General features: G+C 62.5%; 9 protein-coding genes. 6 read left to right on the plus strand and 3 right to left on the minus strand.

The window, feature by feature from the left end; all coding sequences use genetic code 11:
- Window positions 1-41 precede the first annotated feature (41 nt).
- Window positions 42-875, plus strand: coding sequence for a class I SAM-dependent methyltransferase (locus AC07FD_RS15660; protein WP_478350563.1), 834 nt, complete (start codon window positions 42-44; stop codon window positions 873-875).
- On the opposite strand, the gene AC07FD_RS15665 is transcribed toward AC07FD_RS15660, so the two are convergent.
- The 3 genes from AC07FD_RS15665 to AC07FD_RS15675 form a co-directional block, all read right to left on the minus strand.
- Window positions 854-2,074, minus strand: a complete 1,221-nt coding sequence (locus tag AC07FD_RS15665) for an NAD(P)-binding domain-containing protein (protein WP_478350564.1) — start codon at window positions 2,072-2,074, stop codon at window positions 854-856. The genes AC07FD_RS15660 and AC07FD_RS15665 overlap by 22 nt on opposite strands.
- A 158-nt stretch (window positions 2,075-2,232) precedes the next feature.
- The gene (locus AC07FD_RS15670; RefSeq protein WP_478350565.1) at window positions 2,233-3,441 is read right to left on the minus strand and encodes a carboxylate--amine ligase; all 1,209 of its coding nucleotides are present in this window, start codon (window positions 3,439-3,441) and stop codon (window positions 2,233-2,235) included.
- 362 nt (window positions 3,442-3,803) lie between these two features.
- Window positions 3,804-4,232, minus strand: coding sequence for a L,D-transpeptidase (locus AC07FD_RS15675; protein ID WP_095087450.1), 429 nt, complete (start codon window positions 4,230-4,232; stop codon window positions 3,804-3,806).
- Window positions 4,233-4,453: 221 nt separating this feature from the next.
- Here AC07FD_RS15675 and AC07FD_RS15680 point away from each other — a divergent pair, with 221 nt between their 5' ends.
- The 5 genes from AC07FD_RS15680 to AC07FD_RS15700 all read left to right on the plus strand — a co-directional run bounded on the left by AC07FD_RS15680 (window position 4,454) and on the right by AC07FD_RS15700 (window position 11,045).
- Window positions 4,454-5,734: an acetylornithine deacetylase/succinyl-diaminopimelate desuccinylase family protein gene (locus AC07FD_RS15680; protein WP_478350566.1), complete on the plus strand. Its 1,281-nt coding sequence runs from the start codon at window positions 4,454-4,456 to the stop codon at window positions 5,732-5,734.
- 161 nt (window positions 5,735-5,895) lie between these two features.
- Window positions 5,896-7,374: an ABC transporter substrate-binding protein gene (locus tag AC07FD_RS15685; protein ID WP_478350567.1), complete on the plus strand. Its 1,479-nt coding sequence runs from the start codon at window positions 5,896-5,898 to the stop codon at window positions 7,372-7,374.
- A gap of 238 nt (window positions 7,375-7,612) precedes the next feature.
- Complete coding sequence (locus AC07FD_RS15690; RefSeq protein WP_478350568.1) at window positions 7,613-8,560, plus strand: ABC transporter permease; 948 nt, start codon at window positions 7,613-7,615, stop codon at window positions 8,558-8,560.
- Complete coding sequence (locus AC07FD_RS15695; RefSeq protein WP_478350569.1) at window positions 8,557-9,426, plus strand: ABC transporter permease; 870 nt, start codon at window positions 8,557-8,559, stop codon at window positions 9,424-9,426. The genes AC07FD_RS15690 and AC07FD_RS15695 overlap by 4 nt, the downstream gene beginning before the upstream one ends.
- Window positions 9,423-11,045, plus strand: coding sequence for an ABC transporter ATP-binding protein (locus tag AC07FD_RS15700; RefSeq protein ID WP_478350570.1), 1,623 nt, complete (start codon window positions 9,423-9,425; stop codon window positions 11,043-11,045). Before AC07FD_RS15695 ends, AC07FD_RS15700 begins: the two co-directional genes overlap by 4 nt.
- Window positions 11,046-11,169 lie beyond the last annotated feature (124 nt).

Here is an 11,169-nt window from a genome sequence, read left to right on the forward strand (position 1 = left end):
GCGCAGATATCCCAGGGATGTTCATCGGCTGGGACCGTTGCATGGTTAGTCTCGAAACGCGTCGCGCCGACCGGGATAGGCTCGAAGACCGCTCGTTTGGCCGTTTTGGCAGGGCCTGGTCCTTTATCCGCCAGCGAGGCTTGCTGGAGCCGGTCAGGCTCGTTCGTCAGCATGGGATCGGCGCGAGCGTTGGCTTTGTCCTGCGGAACGTCCGCTATATCGTCGCCGACCGCCTCGCGCGAAAATGGGATCGCCGGCACGATGTCGATACGGCCGGTTCGATCCAGCTCGCTGCGCTCGATGTCGTCGGCCCGCATCGCAGCAAGGGCAACGAAGCGGTATGCACCTCGCCGAAAACCTTTGATTTCATCATGAAGTCGCTGCCCCAGGACCTCCAGGGCCGCACATTCATCGACATCGGCTCTGGAAAATCGCGGACGCTGTTGCTGGCGTCGCGCTATCCGTTTGCAGAGATCATCGGGGTGGAGTTCGCTCGCGAGCTGGTCGAAATCGCCAGGAGCAACATAAGGCGCTTCAGGAATCCGTCGCAGAAATGCCGCGCGCTCAGTGTCGTCGAGGCGGACGCGGCGACCTACGAATTTCCCGATGCGCCCCTGGTGGTCTATTTCTACAATCCTTTTTCCAAAGACGTTTTCGACATCGTGCTGAAAAATCTCGTGTCGTCGCTCGAACGGCGCCCGAGAAACTGTTTCATCGTCTACGGAAGCTCAAGCCACCGCGCCATCGATTGGGCAAGGCCGGCAATCCGGGCGGCCGGCATTTTCATGGAACTTCCCGTGCCGCCGATGCTCGGCTTCCTCGATGCGATCCGAACCATCGACTACGCGGTCTTTCAGTTTCGCGCCGGAGCGTAGCTCTTGCTTCTGGCCTTGACGAAACGCGTGACGTTGCGCGCGGCGTATGGCGTGCCGGCAGTGAACCGCATCAGCGGGCCAAAACTGCCGACGGCGCTCGCACCGACGAAATGCAAGCCTGGAATGCTCGACTCGAACCCTGCGGAGAGCACCGGAGCCCCTTCCCGGCGTGCAATCGCGGCAAGCACATCGGGCGCGAACAGCCCGAGCCTGGCGATATCGATCCGGTAGCCAGTTCCCAGCAGCACGTGATCGAAGGTGGCGACATCCTTCTCGAACCGCAGTTCGATGGCGTGGTCCTTGGCGGCAGCACCGACAATCCTGCTGCCAGCATTGACCTTTATTCCATCGAAGTCCGGCTTCAGCCAGCCTGACGCGCCGGCCCCAAGACTGCGGATGTTGAGCCCGTCTCTGGTTGCCTCCGGAAACCGGTGCACGAAGCCTGGAACTTCGACCAGCCAGGACAGTGGGAAGGGGCCGACCCTGGAGGGAGACGCAAGACGCTCCGAAGCGAAGTCGCGCAAACTCCAGCTTTTGTTTCCCGACAGCGTTCGATACCCGAGCCAATGGATGTCGCCACGGCAGACAAGTTCGACATCCGCCCCGCTACGCTTGAGCAGCACCGCGGATTCGCAGGCGCTCTGCCCGCGCCCGATGACCGCGACCCGCTTGCCGCGGAAGGCCTCGTAGCCGGCATGTTCGCTGGCATGGCTGACCAGTTCGGCGGGCATTCCATTGAAGACGGCGGGGATCATCTGCTGATTCATCAGCCCAGTGGCAACGACGACACGCCGCGCTTGGACGGCATCACCATCGGCAAGGGCGAGGCGAAATCCTCCCCTCGCCGTCTCGATACGGCCAACCATGCGCGTATCCAGATCAGGAACCGTCTGGGCCTGTATCCACAGTCCATAGTCGACGAAGTTTTCCAGCAGCAGCGGTTCGCGCGGCGAGATTCCAAGGACCGCTGCGTAGGAATCAAGCGAGAGCGAACCTTTCGTGTGGCCGATATAGGTCGCGTGCCAGGGTGAGCGCAGCCTCATGCCTCTTGGCATGTGGTCGCGCCAGAAAGACATCGCGCCACCGAAGGCAAGCGTTTCAATGCCCGCTGCCTTGAGGGCGGAAGCAACGGCCAGTCCAAACGGTCCGGCACCGATCACAGCCACCTCGCAATCGGTCCTGGGCATGGGAGCGGTCATGTCACTGGTCTCGTGGTTCCGTTTTCTCGACGCCTGGTCCCGACTGAAACCCCGGTCGGACACCCCGTCGTCCTAAAGATTCCCAGGTTAAGAATGCGGAAATGAACCGCATCCTACCGCCTGTCCGACAGATGACCTGGCATTGTCGGTTAATGGTTTCACCGCCTGCGAAGTATTCGCCTCGTCAACACTCTCCACATGGTCAAGGGTATGTCGATCAGGCCTGGCATCGGGTCGCTTGCCGTGAATGTCGCCCATGCCCGCACCGAACCGAACGAGCGCAAATAGGCCCGCCTTGTCAGCCGGCCACTTGAGATCAACTTGCTGACGGCCACTATATCCCGAACCAGGTACATCCAGGATGTATTCGGCCGCGCCGAGACCGCCCCGACCTCGCGGCCCGATCTGATTGCCCAAAGCATGGCGCCGAGATCGACGCCCGCGGCATCGGCAAGCCCAAACCATGTCCAGGGCCGCGGATTGACATCGAGTATCTTCAACGAGCCATCGCGGGGGTCGCGCTTGAATTCGACCTCCACAAGTCCGTGGTGGCCGATCGATCCAAGAAGCCGGCGCGCGGCGTCGATCAGTTGCGGCTCGTCGACCACCTCCACGAACGTGCTGGTATAGCCGAACTCGACCGGATATTGCCGGCTGCGGCGGGCAGTGAACTCGGCCACCGGCGCGCCCCGGTTCCACAGCGCCGCGTAGGAAAACTGGTTTTCTCCTCCTCCCGGTATCATTTCCTGAACGACGACATTCTCAAAACCGATCTCTTCGGCGGCCCATTCGTAGGCTGTCAGGAACGACGCCTGGTCGTTGGCGAGAATGGCCTTTGCACGGGCGAAACGGCTGCGCCCTCCCATGTTCGGCTTCAGGATGACGGGGAAGCGAAGCTCGGCCGCCCCTGCCTGCTCAACCGAAGCAAACTCGTAGGTCAGCGGAATGGCGAGCGCCAGTTCGCGGGCACGGCGATACAGGAGCGGCTTCTCACAAACCCATTTCAGCTGCTGCCATGGTGGCAGCACCACGTCGAATATATCGGACAGTTGCTCGATGGCTTGTGACACCAGGCGAACTTCAGGGTCGCCGCCGGGAACCAGAAGAAAGCCGCCCAATCCCTGGGTCGCAGCCAGGTCGAGCAGGAAGGCAACGGCGCCGTCATCCTCGGGGCCGGGCCACGTCATCTGCCGATGAGCGTAACGCGAAAAGCGGGGCAAAGGCGTGTCGGCGCTTATCAGCCAGACCGGCACTTTCTGCGCGCCAAGGCTCCTGGCCAGCGCCAGCGTCCCGTGCGCCCCACCAAGAATAACCACCCCGGCGGGCCGACTGGAAACACGATCGTCCATTTCTGGCTGGGAGAGCATCTGTCAATTCCGACAATCGGTGCGCGGTGGCGAGACTTCTGGTTACCGATTGACCGGCCTGCAAAAAGTAAGAGACATCTCATATAGAAGCCGGTCGCCCAGGTGCTGCCACCACCGGCGGAACGTCTCATACCAATGCTTTCCACATGGTAATGAAAATTGGCGCCGCGTAGAAAGACGCGCCGGCTGTCGGCAGTGATCATGCCAGGATTGTTATGCGTTCCGACTTGCCACTGGCGTCGACAGCCAAAGCAATTCACAAAAAAGTGCCAACAAACAGTTAGACCAGTTCAGCGATACGTTGAACCGGCTAACACAAGACCAGACTGCGCCGCGATCCGGACGATGCCCGACCGACGGCCCTAGTTCGTCACGACAATCCGCGTGTTGCCGAAACCCACTTCCCGCACCATCGAATAGAAGGTCGCGGCGTTGGCCGTGTGCAGCCGCACGCAGCCATGCGATGCCGGCCTGCCGAGTTGCCTGACGGCGCCGGTTCCATGGATGGCATAGCCGCCATGAAAGAACACGGAATAAGGCATTGGCGACATATGGTATTTGCGCGAATACCACATCCGAGCCGTGCGTTGCGGCCGATAGGTGCCGCGCGGCGTGAAATAGCCGGATCGCGCGGTGGACACGCTCCACCGGTAAACCGAAAAGCCGTATCTGACCGTCATCGTCTGCGACGACACATCTATGTTTGCAACGAGGCTGGCCGCCCAGCCTTGCCCCGCGGCACCGAACAGCATCGCGACAAACACGGCTGCCATGAGAACAGTCTTTTTCATGCGATCAAACCCCTTTGATTGCCCCTTACTTGCCTGCCATCACGTTGTTTTTCATCTTTTTAATGGCAAGTGATGCGATAGCACACACTCCTTGACCAATTCGCCAATCCAAAGCAGCGAATTTGAACGATCTCGCGCGATAGTTGCCGCAACGACACGCCGCACCGGTCTGTTCACCGTCGGGCTTGCAAAACCGCTGATATCGCTGCTCAACTCGTCGCATGAACGAGCGACTCCTCAAGGCTATCGATGACCGGCGCGACGATGTCGTCGCGCTGACCGCCGACCTGATCCGATTTCCGACCATCAACCCACCCGGCGAGGCCTACCGGCCATGCGCCGAATATCTCAGTGCGCGACTGAAGAAGAGTGGTTTCGGGACCGAATTCATCCGTGCCGAGGGCACACCCGGCGACACCGATCGCTACCCGCGTGTCAATGTCGTTGCACGGTTCGACGGACGGTCGCCGGGCGCCTGCGTCCACTTCAACTCGCATATCGACGTTGTCGAAGCCGGCGACGGATGGAGCGTCGATCCCTTTGCCGGCGTGGTCCGCGACGGCAAGGTCTACGGCCGTGGTGCCTGCGACATGAAGGGTGGCCTTGCCGCCTCGGTCATTGCAGCGGAAGCCTTCATGGAGGTGTTTCCCGACTTTCCAGGCGCCATCGAAATATCGGGCACTGTCGACGAGGAATCCGGCGGCTTCGGCGGCGTCGCCCATCTGGCCAGGCTCGGCTATTTCTCGAAACCCAGGGTCGACCACGTCATCATCCCCGAGCCACTGAACAAGGACCGCATCTGCCTTGGTCATCGCGGCGTCTGGTGGGCGGAGATCGAGACCAAGGGCGAGATCGCGCACGGCTCGATGCCGTTTCTCGGCGACAATGCGGTGCGCCATATGGGCGCCGTGCTGCAGGCGTTCGAGGATGAACTGTTCCCCGCGCTCGACCGCAAGACGACGCGCATGCCGGTCGTGCCCGAAGGCGCCAAGCGCTCGACCATGAACATCAACTCCATCCACGGTGGCCAGACCGAGGATTTCCGGCCCGGCCTGCCTTCGCCCAACGTGCCCGATTCCTGCCGGCTGACCATCGACCGCCGCTTCCTGCTCGAGGAGGACCTCGACACGGTCAAAGGTGAAGTGACCGGCATTCTCGACCGGCTGAAGCGCGAGCGGAAAAAATTCGACTATGAGATCCGCGACTTGATGGAAGTGCTGCCGCTGATGACGGAGCGCGACGCGCCCGTGGTCAAGGCGGTGGCGCAAGGCATCATGGCGATCTTCGACCGCGAACCGGACTATGTGATCTCGCCCGGCACCTACGACCAGAAGCACATTGCCCGCATCGGCCATATCTATGATTGCATCGCCTACGGTCCGGGCATTCTCGACCTCGCCCACCGGCCGGACGAATGGGTCGGGATATCGGACATGGTGGAAGCGGCCAAGGTGATGGCGATCGGGCTCAACGTGCTGCTGCGCGGCACAGCCACGGGATAGTCGCATCGCAAACAAGCTTCGACCAGCCGACAGGGCTGTCACGGCAAAAACATTCCCAGCCATCCTGCCGGGCAGGCGAAACGCAATTTACTCCGTGGCCAAATCACGCTTCTATCGCCCGGGTTTGAGCACGTGTCTGAAAACGCATGGGGAGTTGCACGATGAGATTGTGGAAAACCATCCTGGCCGCAGCGGTGCTGTCGCTGGCCACTGGCACGTCGGCATTCGCCGCGCGAACCGATCTCGTCATCGGCATCCCGCTCGAACCGCCGCACCTCGATCCGACCGCCGGTGCTGCCGCGGCCATCGACGAGGTTCTCTACGCCAATGTGTTCGAGGGCCTGACCCGTATCGGGCCGAATGGCGAGGTGCTGCCGGACCTGGCCGAAAGCTGGACCATTTCCGATGACGGCAAGGTCTACACCTTCAAGCTGCACACCGGCGTCAAATTCCACGACGGCACCGATTTCGACGCCAGTGACGTTAAGTTCTCGCTCGACCGCGCCCGCGCCGACAATTCGGTCAATGCGCAGAAGGGTCTGTTCGCAGCGATCGACAAGGTCGATGTCGTCGACCCGGCGACGGTCAAGGTGACATTGAAGAACCCGCAAGGGTCCTTCCTCTACAATATGGGCTGGGGCGACGCGGTGATCGTGGCGCCTGAATCGGCCGACACCAACAAGGAGAAGCCGATCGGCACCGGCCCGTTCAAATTCCAGAGCTGGGCCAAGGGATCGTCGATCACGCTGGTCAAGTCGGACAATTACTGGGGCACGCCGGTGTCTCTCGACAAGGCCGAGTTCCGCATCGTGCCGGATGCGGCGGCCTACGTACCGGCGCTGCTGTCTGGCGACATCCAGGGTTTCCCGTTCTTCGATGCCGACAGCGTCGCCCAGGTCAAGGACGACCCGCGCTTCAAGGTGGTGATCGGCGCGACCGAGGGCGAAACCCTCCTGTCGATCAACAACAAGAAGCCACCTTTCGACAAGTTGCAGGTGAGACAAGCGATCTCCTATGCGCTCGACCGCAAGGCGATCATCGACGGCGCCTCGGCCGGCCTCGGTCAGCCGATCGGCTCGCACATGTCGCCGGCCAACAAGGACTATGTCGACCTCACCGGCCGTTATCCGCATGATGTCGCCAAGGCCAAGGAACTGCTGAAGGAGGCGGGACTGGAGAACGGCTTCAAGGCGACGCTGAAATTGCCGCCGCCCTCTTACGCGCGGCTAGGCGGCGAGATCATCGCCTCGGAACTTCGCGACGTCGGTATCGATCTCGAGATCATCCCGGTCGAATGGGCGCAATGGCTGGATCAGGTGTTCACCAAGAAGGATTACGACCTGACCATCGTCTCGCACACCGAGCCCAACGATATCGATATCTATTCGCGCAAGGATTATTACTTCAACTACGACAATCCGGCCTTCGACAAGGTGATTGCCGATCTGAACCTCACCTCCGACGAGGCCAAGCGCAAGGAATTGCTCGGACAGGCGCAGAAGATCCTGGCCGATGATGCCGTGGTCGGCTTCCTCTTCGAACTGCCCAAGGTCGGCGTCTGGGATGCCAAGCTTCAAGGGCTGTGGGAAAACGCGCCGATCCAGGCCAATGACCTGACCAAGGTGAAGTGGAGCGAGTAAGGCTGTTGGCCAAAAGGCGCCGCTTGCGCTCCTTCGCGCCCCCCTCTGCCTTGCCGCCCTCAAGGGGGGAGATTTCGCTCTTGTCACCGCTTTCGCCATTCATCAATGAAGCCGTTGTAGCGCCTGCGCTGAAATTGCCGATCTCCCCCCTTGAGGGGGAGATGTCCGGCAGGACAGAGGGGGGCGTCGCAGAACGCTATCGTCACTTGTTGTCTGCCCTCGGCAACGCCGCGGCCCCATGACGCCCTATCTCCTCAAGCGCCTCGCTATCGCCGTCGCCACGCTGGTGCTGGCCTCCATGGTGGTGTTCGCCGTGTTGGAGATCCTGCCCGGCGACCCGGCGCGGCTGATGCTGGGCATGAACGCCAGCGCCGACCAGGTCGAACTGTTGCGCAATCAGATGGGGCTCAACGCACCGCTGCCTTGGCGCTATCTGCATTGGGCCGGCGGGCTGCTCAGCCTCGATTTCGGCCGCTCCTACACCTATTCGGTGCCGGTCATCGATCTCGTGCGCGAGCGGCTGGCTGTCTCCCTGCCGCTGGCGCTGATTGCGCTGGCGCTCTCCACCATCATCGCCATTCCGGTCGGCCTGTTTTCGGCCAGCCGGCGCGGACGGGCCGGCGACACGGTGGCGATGGGCGCCGCTCAGCTTGGCGTCGCTGTCCCCAATTTCTGGTTCGCGCTGATGCTGATCTATGTCTTCGCCGTCTGGCTGCGGCTGGTCCCGGCCGGCGGCTTTCCCGGCTGGGGCGCCGGCCCCTGGCCGGCGATGAAATCGCTGCTGCTGCCGGCAGTGGCGCTTGCCTTGCCGCAGGCCGCGATCTTGGCGCGCGTCACCCGCTCGGCGCTGATCGAGGTGCTGAACGAGGACTATATCCGTACCGCCCGCGCCAAGGGCCTGCCCTATCGCGCAGTGCTGTGGCGGCACGCGCTGCGCAACGCCATGATCCCGGTGCTGACCATTCTTGGCCTGCAGTTCGCCTTCCTGCTTGCCGGCACCATCATCATCGAGAATGTCTTTTATCTGCCCGGCCTCGGCCGGCTGGTGTTCCAGGCGATCACCCAGCGCGACCTGATCGTCGTCGAAAGCGTCGTCATGCTGCTGGTCGCCGCCGTCATTGCCGTCAACCTCCTTGTCGATCTTTCTTATGCAGTCGTCGATCCGCGCCTGAGGAGCAGGCAATGACGCTGCACATCGACATCCCCGAGGAGACGTTCGGCAGCATCCTGGCCAAGGCGTTCAGGAACACCGCCTTCGTTGCCGGCTTCGTCATCACCTTGCTGATCCTGACGATGGCGATCATCTCCTACGTCTGGACACCTTATGACGTGACGAAACTGGTGATATCAGACAAGACGCAAGCCCCCTCGCTGGCGCACTGGTTCGGCACCGACCATTTCGGCCGCGACATCCTGTCGATGGTCATGGTCGGCGCCCGCAATTCGATTGCCGTGGCGTTGGTCGCGGTCGGCATCGGCATGGGTGTCGGCGTGCCGCTCGGCGCCTTTGCCGCGGCGCGCGGCGGCCTCGTCGACGAGGCGCTGATGCGGCTGAACGATCTCGTCTTCGCCTTCCCCGCCTTGCTGTCGGCCATCATGATCACCGCCATCTTCGGACCGGGCGCCGTCAACGCCATCATCGCCATCGGCATCTTCAACATTCCGGTGTTTGCCCGTGTCGCACGGGCCGGCGCGCTGGCGATCTGGCCGCGCGAGTTCATCCTTGCCGCGCGTGCCGCCGGCAAGAGCAGCACGCAGATCAGCATCGAACATGTGCTGCCCAACATTGCCACGCTGCTTCTGGTGCAAGGCACCATCCAGTTCGCGTTGGGCATCCTGGCCGAAGCCGGGCTTTCCTATCTGGGCCTGGGCGCCCAACCGCCGATGCCGAGCTGGGGCCGCATGCTGTTCGACGCGCAGACCCGCATGGTGGTGGCGCCGTGGATGGCAATCTTTCCCGGCATGGCGATCGTCGTCACCGTGCTTGGGCTCAACCTTCTGGGCGATGGCATCGCCGACATCCTCGACCCGAAATCGCGGCGGCAGCGATGAGCCTGCTCGAGGTCGAGAACCTGTCGCTGACCATAGGCGACACGCCGATCCTCAAAGGCATGGAGCTTTCCGTTGCGCCCGGCGAGGTCATGGGACTGGTCGGTGAATCCGGTTCGGGCAAGTCGATGACGGCGCTGACGGTGATGCGGCTTCTGCCTCATGCCGGGCGCGTCACCGGGCGCGTCTCGTTCGAAGGCATCGACATCCTCGCGGCAACCGAGGACCAGATGTGCGCGCTGCGCGGTGACGACATCGGCATGGTGTTCCAGGAGCCGATGACGGCGCTCAATCCGGTCAAGACGATCGGCGAACAGGTCGCCGAGGGCATACGCTGGCACACCAGGGCAAGCCGCGCCGAGGCCGAGGAGCGTGCGCGAAAAATGCTCGACCGCGTCGGCCTGCCCTCGGCAAAATTCCCTCTCTCGCGCTATCCACACGAACTGTCCGGCGGCCAGCGCCAGCGCGTCGTCATCGCCATCGCCTGTGCGTTGAAACCGAAGCTGCTGATTGCCGATGAGCCGACGACGGCGCTCGACGTTGTTCTGCAGGCCCAGATCCTCGACCTCCTGCGCGACCTCGTCGCGGAGAGCCGCATGGGCCTGCTGTTGATCTCGCACGATCTTGCGGTGGTGACCGAGATGGCCGACCGCATCACCATCCTGCGCCACGGCGAGGTGATGGAGGCCGGCGACACGGCGCGCACGCTGTCCGAACAGCTCCACCCCTACACGCGCCAACTGGCGCGGGCCTCGATGCATGTGCCGGCGCGGGCGAGGCCGCATGGCGTCGGATCGAGCCAACTCTTGCTTCAGGTCGAGGGCGTGACGCGCGACTATCCTGGCCGGCGCACCTCGCTGTTCAGGCGTGCGCCTGATATCCGTGCCGTGGACGATGTATCCCTGTCGATGGCGCCAGGCCAATCGGTGGCGCTGGTTGGTCGCTCCGGCTGTGGCAAGTCAACGCTCGCCCGCATGATCCTGGCGCTCGACCGACCAAGCTCGGGCACGATCCGGTTTCGCGGCGAGTCCATCACCGGCAAGAGCGAAGCGGAACTGAAGCCGGCCCGGCGTGACATGCAGGTTGTCTTCCAGGATCCTTACGGCTCCTTCGACCCGCGCCAGAAGGTTGAAAAACTGGTCGCCGAACCCCTGCATGTTCTGGACAAGAAGCCGACGCGCGCCGAGCGCCACGAAATGGTGGCGCATGCGCTGCATGAAGTCGGCCTCGACCAGCGCGACATGGACAAATATCCGCATGAGTTTTCCGGCGGCCAGCGCCAGCGCCTTTCGATCGCCCGCGCCATCATCACCCGCCCCAAGCTGGTCGTCGCCGACGAGCCGGTCTCGGCGCTCGATGTCTCGATCCGCGCCCAGATCCTGGATTTGTTCGCCGAGCTCAACCAAAAACTCGGCATCGCCTATCTCTTCATCACACACGACCTGTCCGTCGCCCGTGCCATCACGGACGAGGTGCTGGTCATGCATGACGGCAAGATCGTCGAGCGCGGCAAGACGAACGAGGTGCTGGATCACCCGCAATCCGAGGCGGCCAAGGCGCTGGTCACTGCTGCCCCGAACCTGCAGCGGGCAATCGCTCGGCGGATGCAGGAACAGGGTTAGCCCATCAGATCATCTGGAATATTCCGGGTCCGTGAGCACCGGAAGCGCAGAAAACGCCGCTAGAGCGGGATGAGCTTTATAGGAGTCGTAGGATTCCCAAATCATCGCGGTTCTGATTCAACAT

The sequence above is a fragment of the Mesorhizobium waitakense genome (genome assembly GCF_056431085.1).

Coding starts and splice junctions, on each gene's coding strand:
- AC07FD_RS15680 (WP_478350566.1), top strand. CDS start 4,454: ATGAACGAGCGACTCCTCAAGGCTATCGATGACCGGCGCGACGATGTC.
- AC07FD_RS15675 (WP_095087450.1), bottom strand. CDS start 4,232: ATGAAAAAGACTGTTCTCATGGCAGCCGTGTTTGTCGCGATGCTGTTC.
- AC07FD_RS15690 (WP_478350568.1), top strand. CDS start 7,613: ATGACGCCCTATCTCCTCAAGCGCCTCGCTATCGCCGTCGCCACGCTG.
- AC07FD_RS15685 (WP_478350567.1), top strand. CDS start 5,896: ATGAGATTGTGGAAAACCATCCTGGCCGCAGCGGTGCTGTCGCTGGCC.
- AC07FD_RS15670 (WP_478350565.1), bottom strand. CDS start 3,441: ATGCTCTCCCAGCCAGAAATGGACGATCGTGTTTCCAGTCGGCCCGCC.
- AC07FD_RS15660 (WP_478350563.1), top strand. CDS start 42: ATGGTTAGTCTCGAAACGCGTCGCGCCGACCGGGATAGGCTCGAAGAC.
- AC07FD_RS15700 (WP_478350570.1), top strand. CDS start 9,423: ATGAGCCTGCTCGAGGTCGAGAACCTGTCGCTGACCATAGGCGACACG.
- AC07FD_RS15695 (WP_478350569.1), top strand. CDS start 8,557: ATGACGCTGCACATCGACATCCCCGAGGAGACGTTCGGCAGCATCCTG.
- AC07FD_RS15665 (WP_478350564.1), bottom strand. CDS start 2,074: ATGACCGCTCCCATGCCCAGGACCGATTGCGAGGTGGCTGTGATCGGT.